The organism is Rhodococcus sp. IEGM 1318 (assembly GCF_033142465.1).
GTDB classification, from domain to species: domain Bacteria; phylum Actinomycetota; class Actinomycetes; order Mycobacteriales; family Mycobacteriaceae; genus Rhodococcus_F; species Rhodococcus_F qingshengii_B.
In genome coordinates, this window is sequence record NZ_JAWLSC010000004.1 from 169631 (window position 1) to 182512 (window position 12882).

At 63.2% G+C, this 12882-nt stretch carries 12 protein-coding genes and 2 tRNA genes; 9 read left to right on the forward strand and 5 right to left on the reverse strand.

All coding sequences use genetic code 11. The features are described 5' to 3' along the window. Positions 1-120 precede the first annotated feature (120 nt). The 5 genes from R4P65_RS11700 (at position 121) to R4P65_RS11720 (ending at position 4571) form a co-directional block, all read left to right on the forward strand. Entirely contained in the window at positions 121-1266 is a 1146-nt protein-coding gene (locus tag R4P65_RS11700; RefSeq protein ID WP_317826809.1) for a DNA (cytosine-5-)-methyltransferase, read from the forward strand. Continuing rightward, the gene (locus R4P65_RS11705) at positions 1263-2132 is read left to right on the forward strand and encodes a hypothetical protein (RefSeq protein WP_317826604.1); all 870 of its coding nucleotides are present in this window, start codon (positions 1263-1265) and stop codon (positions 2130-2132) included. Before R4P65_RS11700 ends, R4P65_RS11705 begins: the two co-directional genes overlap by 4 nt. 10 nt (positions 2133-2142) lie before the next feature. Continuing rightward, entirely contained in the window at positions 2143-2547 is a 405-nt protein-coding gene (locus R4P65_RS11710; RefSeq protein WP_317826605.1) for a very short patch repair endonuclease, read from the forward strand. Positions 2548-2557: 10 nt separating this feature from the next. Continuing rightward, the gene (locus R4P65_RS11715; protein ID WP_317826606.1) at positions 2558-3247 is read left to right on the forward strand and encodes a DUF998 domain-containing protein; all 690 of its coding nucleotides are present in this window, start codon (positions 2558-2560) and stop codon (positions 3245-3247) included. Positions 3248-3326: 79 nt separating this feature from the next. Beyond that, a complete protein-coding gene (locus R4P65_RS11720; RefSeq protein ID WP_317826607.1) occupies positions 3327-4571 on the forward strand; it encodes an alpha/beta hydrolase family protein in 1245 nt (414 codons plus the stop codon). A gap of 1 nt (position 4572) precedes the next feature. Here the strand turns inward: R4P65_RS11720 and R4P65_RS11725 are convergent, their stop codons facing one another. The 4 genes from R4P65_RS11725 to R4P65_RS11740 all read right to left on the reverse strand — a co-directional run bounded on the left by R4P65_RS11725 (position 4573) and on the right by R4P65_RS11740 (position 7002). Continuing rightward, complete coding sequence (locus tag R4P65_RS11725; protein WP_317826608.1) at positions 4573-5751, reverse strand: cation:proton antiporter; 1179 nt, start codon at positions 5749-5751, stop codon at positions 4573-4575. A 188-nt stretch (positions 5752-5939) separates the two neighbouring features. Continuing rightward, positions 5940-6012 (reverse strand) — tRNA-Arg (locus R4P65_RS11730). Between the two features lie 82 nt (positions 6013-6094). After that, a tRNA-Ser gene (locus R4P65_RS11735) sits at positions 6095-6186 on the reverse strand. 96 nt (positions 6187-6282) lie between these two features. After that, positions 6283-7002: a dienelactone hydrolase family protein gene (locus tag R4P65_RS11740; RefSeq protein ID WP_230816640.1), complete on the reverse strand. Its 720-nt coding sequence runs from the start codon at positions 7000-7002 to the stop codon at positions 6283-6285. 61 nt (positions 7003-7063) lie between these two features. Here R4P65_RS11740 and hisC point away from each other — a divergent pair, with 61 nt between their 5' ends. The 3 genes from hisC to R4P65_RS11755 all read left to right on the forward strand — a co-directional run bounded on the left by hisC (position 7064) and on the right by R4P65_RS11755 (position 10842). After that, positions 7064-8140, forward strand: a complete 1077-nt coding sequence (gene hisC, locus R4P65_RS11745; RefSeq protein WP_317826609.1) for a histidinol-phosphate transaminase — start codon at positions 7064-7066, stop codon at positions 8138-8140. Positions 8141-8240: 100 nt separating this feature from the next. Then, entirely contained in the window at positions 8241-9935 is a 1695-nt protein-coding gene (locus tag R4P65_RS11750; RefSeq protein WP_317826610.1) for a bifunctional UDP-sugar hydrolase/5'-nucleotidase, read from the forward strand. A 37-nt stretch (positions 9936-9972) separates the two neighbouring features. Beyond that, a complete protein-coding gene (locus tag R4P65_RS11755; protein ID WP_317826611.1) occupies positions 9973-10842 on the forward strand; it encodes an MYG1 family protein in 870 nt (289 codons plus the stop codon). Between the two features lie 8 nt (positions 10843-10850). On the opposite strand, the gene R4P65_RS11760 is transcribed toward R4P65_RS11755, so the two are convergent. Next, positions 10851-11861: an alpha/beta hydrolase gene (locus R4P65_RS11760; protein ID WP_269068555.1), complete on the reverse strand. Its 1011-nt coding sequence runs from the start codon at positions 11859-11861 to the stop codon at positions 10851-10853. 399 nt (positions 11862-12260) lie between these two features. On the opposite strand from R4P65_RS11760, the gene R4P65_RS11765 reads away from it, so the two are divergent. Continuing rightward, positions 12261-12881, forward strand: coding sequence for a LysE family translocator (locus R4P65_RS11765; protein ID WP_317826612.1), 621 nt, complete (start codon positions 12261-12263; stop codon positions 12879-12881). The last annotated feature ends 1 nt before the right edge of the window (position 12882 follow it).

The window sequence follows — 12882 nt, forward strand, 5'->3', positions numbered from 1 at the left end:
ACGGTTCTTCGGTAAGGAGCACGCCGCGGACCGAATAGTTGGCAAACGGTGTCGGAGTTCTCGAGTACCGTGCTTCTAGGTCGGTTCGTGAGGAAGGGTGCTGTGACGTCGTCGCGGAGCATGGTGGGTTTGTTTGCCGGTATCGGTGGGCTCGAGTTGGGGCTCTCGGAACATGGGTGGAACACCGAACTGCTGTGTGAAATCGATCCCGGCGCCCAGGCAGTTCTCCGTTCGCGTTTCGCTGACGTGCCGTTGCACGGTGACGTCACCAAACTGCGTGCGCTACCCAGTGACATCGAATTGGTTGCGGCCGGTTTCCCCTGCCAGGACCTCTCGCAGGCCGGCAAGACCGCAGGCATCACCGGCGCGCGTTCGGGCCTGGTGGACGAGGTGTTCCGTCTGGTCAAGCGCAAGAAGGGCCCGCGCTGGCTGTTGATCGAGAATGTTCCGTTCATGCTGCAACTCGGCAAGGGCGCTGCCATGCGGCACATCACCGACGCGCTCGAAGACCTCGGATACACGTGGGCGTACCGGGTGGTCGACGCCCGCGCCTTCGGACTCCCCCAGCGTCGCCAGCGGGTCATCATGCTCGCCTCGCGTACGGATGATCCCCGCGAAATCCTGTTCGGCCAGGACGCCGGCGAGCGCCTGGGCGGCGATCCCGCGGACTACCCGTGCGGCTTCTACTGGACCGAAGGCACTCGTGGTCTCGGATGGGCCGTCAATGCCGTGCCGACGCTCAAGGGCGGCTCGTCCGTCGGCATCCCCAGCCAACCGGCAGTCCGGTTGCCGTCCGGTGAGATCGTCACCCCCGGCCTCGTCGACGCCGAACGCTTACAGGGTTTCGATCCCGACTGGACGCTGCCGTCCGTCGAGGTCCCCGGCCTTCGCCACAGCCACCGATGGAAGCTCGTCGGCAATGCCGTGAGCGTGCGGATGGCGTCGTGGGTCGGTGGCCGGTTGAGCGATCCCATCGAATACGACGCCGCCGGCGAGACGCCGCTCGAGCCCGGCGACGCGTGGCCGAGCGCGGCGTGGGGCCGTAACCGCCAGGCCTTCCGCGTGCACACGTCGACGTGGCCGGTGCAGCACGACTACGAAGATCTGAGCGGATTCCTCGAAGACACGCGGTTGCTGTCGGCACGGGCGACGGCCGGCTTCCTCAAGCGCGCCCGCATGGGCAATCTTCGGTTCATCCCCGGTTTCATCGAGGACGTCGAAAGCCATCTCGAGCGGATGGGCGGATATCCCGAGGCCGCGGCATGACGGACTCACTGTTTCCCGAACCCCTGTTTCCGGGGACACTGTTTTCCGAGCCCGAACACGAACCACTGTGGAGCGCACTGCAACTCGCGGGTGACAAGCCCCCGGCCGATGCCGATCGCGGCGAGAAGAAGAACTACGCACAACGACTGTCCAATCAACTGGCACAGACGGTCGCCGATGCTCTGCGTCCGTTGTACCCCAACATCACCCCGACTGCGTCCGGCGAAGGCCAGGAGGCAACCGTCGATGTCGCCAAGGGCCGAAAGCGCTTGGACGTCAAGGCACTCGACCCCACTCTCGGCCTGATCCTCTGCGTCTCCATCAAGACGTACAACTTCCAGGATTACAGTCCCCGCAGCGGCAAGCTAGGACGCTGGACCAAGAACATCGTCCGCAACGACCACGAATTGCGCGGCGAAGCAATGGTTCTGCATCAGCGTCAGCCGTACAGCGTGTTGGTCGCCGTCATGTTCGAGCCGTACGCCACGTGCGACGACGGCGACCCGACCAAGACCAGCGACACCGGCAAATCCTCTTTTGCACACCATGTCACGACCCTCTCGAAGCGCTCGGGCCGGGGCAAGCGCGCGGTGGTCGGCGTTCCAGGAAAGGCCTGGGTGGATCTCGGCGCCGAGGACACCCGCTACGACCTCTTCGAGAAGGTCTACATCGGACTCTACGAACCCGATGGCGCGGTTCGTTTCTTCGACGTCGACGAACCGCCGCCCCGCAACGGCCGCCCCACCGAAGCTCAGACGCTCTCGTTCACCGACTTCGTGACCGTCGTGCACGGTGAAGTGGAGCGTCGCAACAGGTTTGCGCCCACCTGGTCGGATCCCGAAGACAGCGACGATTCCGACGGCTGAGAGAACCACGGTGCCTGCGACGGATCCTGCCACCAGCGCTCGGATGAGCGCTCAGCGTCGGCGCGACACCAAACCCGAAATCGCTATTCGACGCGAGCTTCATCGGCGCGGACTCCGGTACTTCGTGGACCGGGCGCCGGTCAAAGGTGTTCGCCGACGCGCTGATCTGGTGTTTCCGCGCCGCAAAGTCGCGGTGTTCGTGGACGGATGCTTCTGGCACAGCTGCCCGCAGCATGCGACCTTTCCCAAGAACAACGCGCAGTGGTGGACGGACAAGTTGGCGGCCAACGTGGTTCGAGACCGCGACACCGATGCACGTCTGGCAGAGCAGGGTTGGACCGTCCTCCGCATCTGGGAGCACGAAGATCCGCTGGTAGCAGCCGAACGCGTCCAGAAAGCCCTGCTCGGTCCGTAAGCTCGATTTCGTGAAGGAACGCAACGTTGCGCGGTGGGGTTTGGTGGCTGCGCTGGCTCTGGGCGGAATCGTCTACTCGTCGTGGATTCTCGAATTCTTCCTGGACACCGGCCTCGACCCGGTGACATCGTTCCTCAGCGAACTCGATGCCGAGAACCAGAAATACCGCGATGTCTTCGGTAACGCCGATGTCCTGTCCGCAATCTTGATGTTGATCTCCGGAGCGCTGGGCCTGCTGATCACGCCCCGGCGAAGGCTCTACGTCACGGGCTGGATTGCGCTGGCGGTGTTCGGCATCGCGACCATCGCCGACGCGTCGTTCCCTCTCGAATGCTCGGGCGAGGGTTGCCCGTCGAGCGCACCCGACGGTCTACTTCCGCAGCTCCACCATGTTCACGCGTTGACGAGCAGCGTGGCGGTCTTCGCGATCTTCACCGCGATGATCGCATTCACCGTGGGAGCGTTCAGATATCGCGAGCACCCTTCTTTGCGGACGACGGGTCTGACCATTCTGATCCTGACTTCCCTTGCGACGGTGTGGATGTTGACGACCAACAGCATCGCAGTCTCCGGCGGCGGTAATCTCGGACTGGGTATCGCTCAACGTGCGCAGGTGCTGGGAATGTCGTTGTGGTTGTGCACCCTGGCATTTGCGATGTCGCGGCCGCCATCCACCGGGCTCCCGGCGTCGCCGCGCTGACAGGTTTTCCGGCAAGCGATTCGGGCGATCCTGGAACTACAACTGAAAATGGCTGCCCCGAACTAGCGAAGGTGTGCCCATGTCTCTCGCGTCGTCGTTCTTCGCCCATCCGCACCAGGCGTTCACTGCTGGTTTCTATCGCAACGAATCCTTCGACTTCGAGCTACGAGTCGTTCTCGGGCAAGCCACCTTCGGCGCGGCAGACACCGGCGAAGTGCTCTCGGCCATCGCTCACGTCGGCGAGAAGGACCTCGAGGGCTGGTACGAGGCCTGGTTCGACCTCGGCACACGGGTATTCGGGCAGGCCGATGAGGCAGTCGCGGCCGGGCATTCGCGAAGCGCGTCCAACGCATATCTGCGGGCGGCGTCGTACTTCGGTGTGGCGATCAACGCCGTCGACGGCCTCAGTGACGACTCCGTTCTGGTCCCCACTTTCAAACGCCACCGACAAGCGTGGGACCGCTTCGTCGACACCACTGCCCAGCCCGTCGAGCGCGTCCGAATCCCTTACGAGGACACGTACCTGCCCGGGTACTTCTTCCGGCCACCCGGCGACGTGCGACGGCCGACGTTGATCATGGTGAACGGTAGCGACGGCCCGATCAGCGGGCTGTGGGGCAGCGGCGGCGCCGGGGCCCTCGAGCGGGGCTACAACGTGTTGATGTTCGACGGACCCGGTCAGCAGTCGATGCTCTTCGAGCGCAACATCCCGTTCCGTCACGACTGGGAATCCGTCATCACGCCCGTCGTCGACTATCTCGTGGACCGGCCGGACGTCGATGCGTCGAAGCTGGCGATCTACGGGATCAGTCAGGGCGGTTACTGGGTACCGCAGTCGTTGGCGTTCGAGCATCGAATCGCGGCAGCGATCGCCGATCCGGGGGTCGTGGACGTGGCCGCGTCGTGGCTCGCCCATATCCCCAAGAACATGCAGAAGCTGCTCGACGAGGGGAAGTCGGACGCCTTCGACCGCGACATGGCGATTGGGCTGGGGATGAAGTTCTCCAAGGACACCGCCCGGATCTGGCGTTTCCGAGCGCGTCCGTACCTCGCCGACGGTTACTACAACACTCTCGCCGAGGTTCGGAAGTACCACCTCGAACACGTCGCCGGCTCGATCTCCACTCCCCTGCTCATCACTGATCCGGAAGGTGAACAGTTCTGGCCCGGTCAATCCAAGCGGCTTGCCGCCCTCTCCGGCGGACCGACGACAGTTGTTCCCTTCACCGCTGCCGAGGGCGCGAACTTCCACTGTCAGCCCATGGCGAGGCGTCTGACGGATCAGCGGATGTTCGACTGGCTCGACGAGCAGTTGGATCTCTGAATCAGGACACTTTCTCTTTTTTCGTCAATAGAGTGGCAATCATCGGCAGCAGAAGAACAGTGATCGCCCCGGCCGCGACAAGAATCGACGCGTTGTCCGACGACATCTGATGCGCGTCGACGGCAGCGCCCGTGACAGCCACGATCATCGGCAGACCGGTAGCTCCGTACAGCGCGACCTGCGCACTTTCACGCGTGGTGAAGGGTGGCTCGACCTTCTCGAACTTGGTCACGAAGAACACTGGCACGCCGCGGACGACAACGATCAGGATCAAAAACGCAATCAGTATGCCGGGACTCGCGGCGACCGCCGAGACGTCGATCGCCATCCCTGACGTGATGAAGAAAATCGGGATGAGGAACCCGAAGGCGATCCCGTCGAGCTTGATCTCGAGGCGCTCATCGCCTTCGGGCATCAGTCGACGCAAAATGAACCCGGCGGCAAATGCACCGAGAATGACGTCGAGTGAGAACACCGCCGACAGCACTCCGAGGCTGACCAACAACAGCACCGTGAGGCGGACTGTCGTCTGCGCTGTGGTGTCCGCCCCTGCCCGCACCAGTCGATGTGTCCACGAGCCTTCATGAATCAGCTTGCCGGGCAGCACCGCCACGATGACAGCGATCAAGGCGAATACGGCAAGAACTATCAGCGACAGGACGGCACCACGGGTACTCAGCAGCACCGCCATCGCAACGACCGGCCCGAGTTCGCCGACGGCCCCGTGGTTGAGGACGGTCTTGCCCAAGCGCGTGTCGAGGAGTTTGTTGTCCTTGAGGATCGGCAGCAGCGTGCCCAGTGCGGTCGACGTCATCGCGATGGCAACAGCGGCTTCGGCGGAGATCACGTTCCTCATGCCCAGCAGCGCGACCACCGTGAACGCCAGTGCGAGGCAGAACAGCCACGTGTACAGGGCTCGGCGTCCGCCGCGCCCACTGAGTTCTTGTCGGTCGATCTCGTAGCCGGCGAGGAGGAACAGCATGCCGAGGCCGAGTTCGCGCAGGATGCCGATCGCTTCGCTGTCAGCTGCGATGTTGAGGGCGAACGGCCCGACCACTGCGCCCGCGACTAGTAGCAACACCACTTCCGGAACCAGCCGCCGCGGGATCAGGCCCGCGACTATCGGCGCGATGGCCGCGATCAGCGCGATCCAGAACAGCGAGGAGGCAATTGAAGGCACGGATCATTATCGGATATAGGTGACAAATCTGCGTTCAGTACAGGTGCTTGCGGTACGCCTCTTGTCTCGCAGGCTCGAGGTTGGTCAGCCGCCAACAGGTCAAGATGTGACCAACGTCGCCATGAAAGAAAATTCGCATACAAGAAAGCCCCTCACCGGCATCTCTGCTGGTGAGGGGCTTTCTGTTGTGCGCCCGAAGGGATTCGAACCCCTAACCTCTTGATCCGTAGTCAAGTGCTCTATCCGTTGAGCTACGGGCGCATGTTCTGTTGTCTAGCAGGTCTTGCGTTTCCTGCCGTCGTAATTTCTATCATTTCTAACCCGCCGGTCAAAATCACCGGCTTGGCGGAGGCGAGAGGATTTGAACCTCCGGTCCCTCGTAAAAGGGACAACTCATTAGCAGTGAGTCCCATTCGGCCGCTCTGGCACGCCTCCCTGGGGGTTCCGATCCTTTCGGACCGCCGGATCGAAAGATTACACACCCTTCGCCACCAAAGGCAAAACGCGTGGTCAGCGGGCTGTTTTGTGGACTTACCGCAGGTGGCTGTCGAACCAGTCGAAGATCCGGGTCTGAGCTTCGATGATCGAGGCCGAACCCGGGTCGTCGACGTCGGCGTCCTCGGACAGCTGAGGCGGCTCGTCGGCCCGGTGAGCCAGTCCGGCATAACTGACCACCAGTGTCGCGACGTCGGCCTTCGCGGTCGCTTCCCGGAGCAGAGTCACGTGTTCGCGAGGCGTGCTGGGATCGTCCTCGCCGTACAGCGCCAACCACGGCGCCTGCAGGGAAGTGGCCGCGTCGACGAGCGCCTGAGCATCCGCCGACAGCGCTTCGACGATTCCCCGGGCGGCGACACTCACCGCGGCGCCGACGGGACGGTTGGTGGCCACGAGCATTGCGGCGGTTCCGGCGTCGTCGAATCCGAGCACCCCGATGGTGTCGGCGAGAACTTCGCGCCCGACGAGCCAGTCGAGGGTTGCGTCGAAGTCGGCGAAGAGATTGTCACCGAACACCTCGCCCTGCATGTGTTCGGGTTCGCGATGGAACAGGTGAGGTGCGACGCTCACCCAACCTTCGCCGGCGAGTGCGCACATCAGATTGAGCAGAGCCGGGCTGAACTGCCGGGCTTCGTGCAGCACGACAATTCCGCCTCGTGTCGGGCCGTCCGGCTCCACCACCGTCAGTGGAACAGCCGTGGCGACCTCCCCTTCGGCTCCGCGCAGATATGCGGTGGCCCGGAAGATTTCCGACATCTTTCAACTGTGACACGCAGACGGCCGCAACGCACCACATCAGTGCGCGCATAATCGACTCGTGACCGCACACATTCGCCCTGACCTCGCCTCCATCCCCGCCTACGTTCCCGGACGCAATTTCCCGGGTGCGATCAAACTGGCGAGCAACGAAACGACCGTGGGGCCGTTGCCCGGTGTGCGTGACGCCGTCGCCGACGCAGTCGCCAATGCCAACCGCTACCCGGACAACGCTGCGGTCGCCCTCATCGATGCGCTGGCCACCTTCTTGAAAGTCGAGCCTGCAAACGTCGCCGCTGGTTGTGGCTCCGTGACGCTGTGCCAGGAACTCGTGCAGATCACGTGCGATCAGGGTGACGAGGTCATCTACGCGTGGCGTTCGTTCGAGGCGTACCCCGTGGTCACCCAGGTCGGCCACGCCGTCTCGGTCAAGGTTCCGCTGACCGAGGACTTCGGCCACGACCTCGACGCGATGCTGGCCGCGATCACCGATCGCACGCGGGTGATCTTCGTCTGCAACCCCAACAACCCGACCGGCAACGCGCTGTCGAAGGCGGAACTCGAAAGCTTCCTCGACGCGGTCCCGGCTCACGTCGTCGTCGCACTCGACGAGGCGTACTTCGAATACTCACGCTCGGACGCCGACGGCATCGAACTGTTCCGCAGCCGCCCCAACGTGGTTGTTCTGCGCACCTTCTCGAAGGCGTACGGCCTCGCGGGAATCCGCGTGGGTTACGCGGTCGCGGATCCGGAGATCATCGTGGCCCTCGGCAAGGTGCACACCCCGTTCACCGTGAGCGCCGTTGCCCAGGCCGCCGCGATCGCCTCCCTGGCTGCCGCAGACGAACTGCTTGCCCGCACGGAGGGCGTCATCGCTGAGCGGACCCGAGTTCGGACCGCACTGATCGAAGCCGGCTACACCGTCCCCGAGTCGTCGGCGAACTTCGTCTATCTCCCCCTCGGAGAGCTCTCTCCCGGTTTCGCCGGGGCAAGTACCGAAGCGGGCATTCTGATCCGTCAGTACGGCGTCGAGGGCGTCCGGATGACCATCGGCGATCCGCACGAGAACGACGCGTTCCTCGCTTTCGCGAACACCGACGTCGCGAAGCGGGCTGCGGGCATCGGCATCACCGCGTGACACTCGATACATAACTGTTACGCCGAGGACTGGAATTCGTTTCTGCGGACAGGCACACTCAGGAAGGTTCGAGGCCGGTCCGAGCGAGGGAGCACGACGCATGACGCGACGCATGACACGAACGTGTGCCGTGCTCGCAACGACCCTTCTCGCCACCACCGCGACCTCCCTGAGTGGCGTCGCCTCCGCCCAGTCGCAGGACACGGTGTCGGTCCGCTTGTTGGCCTTCAACGATCTGCACGGCAGCCTCCGCCCGCCGGAAGGTGTTCGCAGCGAGATCAGGCAGGCCGACGGCTCGCTCACTCCCGCAGGTGGCGCGGCGTATCTCGCGGCCTACGTGACGCAACTTCGCAGCCAAGCCACCAACTCGCTGCTGTATTCGGTCGGCGACAACTGGGGATCGTCGGCGCTCGAGTCGGCGATGTTCAACGACGAACCGACGGTCGAACTCCTGAACCGAATGAAGATCGACGCTTCCGCGATCGGCAACCACGAACTGGACAAGGGGCTCGCCGAGTTCCGTCGCATGCAGTCCGGTGGTTGCTCCGCTGTCGACGCGTGCACGTTCAGCCCTTCCTTCAGCGGCGCCAACTTCCCACTGATGGCCGCGAACATGACGTACACCAACGGCGCTCCGGCCACGCTGCCGTTCACCGTGAACATGGTCGATGGCATTCCGCTCGGAGTCATCGCGATTTCCCCAGCCAACACGTCGCAGATCGTCACCCCTGGCGGGATCGCTGATCTGCAGTTCGGCGACGAGATCGAAGCGATCAACCGCACAGCCGACGTCCTCGACTTCTTCGGTGTCAAAGCCATCACCGTCCTCCTGCACCGTGGGGACGAACCTGCTGTCGAGGGCGGGCCGAACGACTGCAACGTCGAATCCGGGCCTGCACGCGACATCGCCTTACGCGCATCGCCCAAGGTGGACGTCATCTTCACCGCCGACAGCCACCAGCAGTACAACTGCGAATTCCCTGATCCCGCAGGAAATCCCAGAGTCGTGATGCAGGGCGCTTCGCACGGCCGGATCGTGTCCGTCGCAGACGTGACGATCGATCGCAACACCCGCGAGGTCATCCGCGATCAGACGTCCGCTTTCAATCAGATAGTGACACACGATATTTCGCCGGATCCCGATATTCAGGCTCTCGCCGATCGTGCATGGTCGGAGGCGTCGGAAAGCGCTCAGCGACCGGTGGGGACCATCACCGCCGATCTGACACGAGACCGGGTACCCAGCGGCGAATCCACACTCGGCAACCTGGTCGCCGACGCTCAACTCGCAGCCGGATCGACACGAGGCGCTCAACTCGCGTTGACGAACCCCGGCGGCATGCGCGAGGACTTGGACTTCGGCACTTCCGGCCAGGTCACCTACCGCCAGGCCTACGGAGTGCAACCCTTCGGCAACAGTCTCGAGGTGCTCTCCGTCACAGGAGCGGTGCTGAAGGATGCTCTCGAACAGCAATTCCAGATCGACGTCGACGGCACCAGTACCGAGCGCATCCTCTCACCGTCCACCGGCTTCACTTACACCCTGGACCGGCGGGCAGCGCCGGGCGCGCGCATCTCGGAAATGCGCCTGAACGGGCAGGACATCGCACCCGACGCCGTCTACAGCATCGTGGTGAACAAGTTCCTCGCCGAGGGCGGGGACGGCTTCACCGCGCTGAAGAACTCCACTCAGATGACCGGCGCGGGCAACGACCTCGACGCCTTGACCGCCCTGTTCGCAGCCGGGTCACCGGTCTCGCCACCTGCCACCGACCGCATCCGCACTATCGGCTGAATAGGCATCCCCGCGCTCGATTGCCTAGTCTCGACGGGTGATCATCGCGACCCATAACGGCAAGTTCCATGCAGACGACGTCTTCGGCGTATCGCTGCTCAAGCAGCTGTACCCCGACGCCACCGTCGTTCGCAGCCGTGACGAGGACGTCCTCGACAGCGCGGACATCGTGCTCGACGTCGGCGGTCGCTACAACCCGGCCGAGGGCCGCTTCGACCACCACCAGCGTGATGCCGGCGAGCGAAGCAACGGCATTCTGTACTCCGCCTTCGGTCTGCTCTGGCAGGAATACGGCTTGAAGTTCTGCGAGGGCGACGCGTCCGTGTTCCGACGGATCGACAGCCGGCTGGTCGAGGGCATCGACGCCGTCGACAACGGCCAGGAGATCTACACCCTCAACGATTTCGGCACCAAGCCTTTTGATCTGTCGTCCGTGCTGGACCTGTTCAATCCGATCTCGTCCACCGACGAGGAGTTCGACACCCAGTTCGAGCTGGCAGTAGTTCTTGCAACTCAGGTCTTGATTCGCCTGCGCGCCAAGTACGCCGGCGACGCGGCAGCCGAACGCGAGTTCACCGAGACCTACGAGAAGGCAACGGATCCGCGCTTCGTCGTATTGGAACGCTTCGTTCCCCACGGCCGCGCCGCATCGGCCCAACCGGAATTGCTGTTCACGATCTTCCCGAACACCAACGGCGGCTGGTCGATTCAGACAGTGAAGCCCGCCGACTCCAAGTTCGGTTCACGAAAGCTGCTGCCGGAGCAGTGGCGCGGCCTCAACGGCTCGGATCTTGCCGCCGAGACGGGCGTCGACAGTTCGGTGTTCTGCCACAAGGCCGGATTCATCGCGGCTGCGCAGACCCGTGACGGCGCGCTCCAGTTGCTCGAACTGGCACTGGCCGAGTAACTCTCAGTTCACATTCCCAGCGCCGTCTTCACTGTCGGCCAGGAATCGTGAAGCGCGTCTTGCCAGTACGGCCATGAATGGGTGCCGTCGTTCCGATACGCGAACACTGCGGGAATCGACAGTTCCCCCAACTTCGCTTCGAACAGTTGCGTACAGGTGTTCGCGAGCGCCTCGAGCGGTCCGCCTTCGATGGCAGTCTGCAGTCCGCTCGGAGTGAAGATGTTGTCGTAGTCTCCGGGCGCACCCGTGCCCGAGGAGACATAGATCGTCTTCCCACGCAGCGTTTCCGCGTTGGTGGACGGGTCGTGCTTTTGCCAATCGGGGTCCGATGCCGGGCCCCACATGTTGGTGGCGTCGCCGGCTTTGCTGGCCACGGTGAGCCGCACGGAATCCTGCGAGGACGACTCGGAGTTGTCGAGACAGCCACTGTACGAAGCTAATCCGGTGTAGAGCTTCGGGTGATGTGTGATGAGGTTGGCCGCGCCGAGTGCACCCATGGACACCCCACCGACCACGTTCGTCCCGTTTCCGGAGAACGCCGAATCGATCAATGCCGGAAGCTCCTCGGCGAGAAACGATTCCCACTTGTTCACACCGAGATTCGGATCGTCGTTCTTCCAGTTGGTGTAGAAACTGCCGGTACCGCCCACGGGGAGAACGACGTTGACGTTCTTGTCGGCAAAGAATGTTTCGATGTCGGTCTTCTGGGTCCAAGTGCTCTCGGAGTATCCGGATTCCGAACCGGCGCTGACGCCGTCGAGTAGGTAGAAGGACGGACGCGCGCCGGCGTCGGTCGCGGGATGCAGAACCTGCACTTGCACCTCGCGTCGCATCGCCGGCGAATCGACGAACACGGCACTGCGAGTGGGCGACAACCGCTCTATGCGATTGATGTGGGCGCCGGTCTGACCGGCCAGATCTCCTGGTGGATTTTCAGGCGCCGGTTCGGCATACGCCACTCCGCCCACAACAAGCGCGAGCACGACCAACACAATTCCGACAAACCCAAATCTCCGCATCCGTCAAGCGCCCCCTGAGCATCGCACGACTATCGCTAACCCTCGATTGGACAGGACGAACGTCCCGGGGTCAACCCACTGGTTGGGATTTATTACTCGCGGGTATCCAATGGAGTTGGACAGTTCTCCACCGATGCACACACAGGTGTGGATAACTTCATTCACATACACTTCCCAGTTGTGCATAACCTGTGGACAAAAGGATGAATTACAACAGAGTTATTCCTCCTACCTGCAACGATCCGTTCACCCACAGTGTGCATAACTTTGTCGAACAGGGCTCGCGAGACGCCGGTTTCCGGGCGTGTCCACGCAGTTCACACCGTCACGCCATTCTTTGTTCACAGGCACGACACCACCGGCCGACAACGCTCCCCACCCCGACTTCATACTTGTTGCATGCTGACCGCTCTGCTCGCTGCCACAGCTGTGCTCGCCCTACTGACTCTGGTCCCCGGGCCGGACATGGCCGTCGTGACGCAGGCTGCGCTCGGCGCCGGAAGATCCGCCGGATTCCGGGTTGCGGCCGGCATAGTCTCCGGCCTCCTCGTGTGGGGGCTGCTGACCGTTCTCGGGCTGTCGGCGATCCTGGCCGCATCCGCCGAGGCTTACACCGTCGTCAAGCTCGCGGGCGCCGCCTATCTGATCTATCTCGGGGTACGAGCACTGTGGGAGAGTCGCTCATCGCGCTTGCAACACGATGTCGGCACTCCTCGGTCGCAGAACGCCGGAACCTGGAAGACGGGCTTCACCACCAACCTGCTCAACCCCAAGATCGCCGTCTTCTACACCGGGCTGTTGCCACAGTTGGTTCCGGCCGGGTGGCCGACGGGACCGTCGCTTGCACTGCTCGTGCTCATCCACGCAGCCATCACCATCATCTGGCTCAGTTGCTACGTGATCCTTCTCTCGCGGGCGCGTAGCACCTTCGAGAAGCCCCGAGTGCGACAGGCACTCGAGCGCATAACCGGAACAGTTCTTCTAGGATTCGGAGCGAAGATCGCGCTCGAAGCGCGCTGAG

What these genes read in the sequence shown, in the direction of transcription:
- R4P65_RS11705 (WP_317826604.1), top strand. Translation starts at nt 1,263, where the DNA reads ATGACGGACTCACTGTTTCCCGAACCCCTGTTTCCGGGGACACTGTTT.
- R4P65_RS11720 (WP_317826607.1), top strand. Translation starts at nt 3,327, where the DNA reads ATGTCTCTCGCGTCGTCGTTCTTCGCCCATCCGCACCAGGCGTTCACT.
- R4P65_RS11740 (WP_230816640.1), bottom strand. Translation starts at nt 7,002, where the DNA reads ATGTCGGAAATCTTCCGGGCCACCGCATATCTGCGCGGAGCCGAAGGG.
- R4P65_RS11760 (WP_269068555.1), bottom strand. Translation starts at nt 11,861, where the DNA reads ATGCGGAGATTTGGGTTTGTCGGAATTGTGTTGGTCGTGCTCGCGCTT.
- R4P65_RS11750 (WP_317826610.1), top strand. Translation starts at nt 8,241, where the DNA reads ATGACGCGACGCATGACACGAACGTGTGCCGTGCTCGCAACGACCCTT.
- R4P65_RS11765 (WP_317826612.1), top strand. Translation starts at nt 12,261, where the DNA reads ATGCTGACCGCTCTGCTCGCTGCCACAGCTGTGCTCGCCCTACTGACT.
- R4P65_RS11700 (WP_317826809.1), top strand. Translation starts at nt 121, where the DNA reads ATGGTGGGTTTGTTTGCCGGTATCGGTGGGCTCGAGTTGGGGCTCTCG.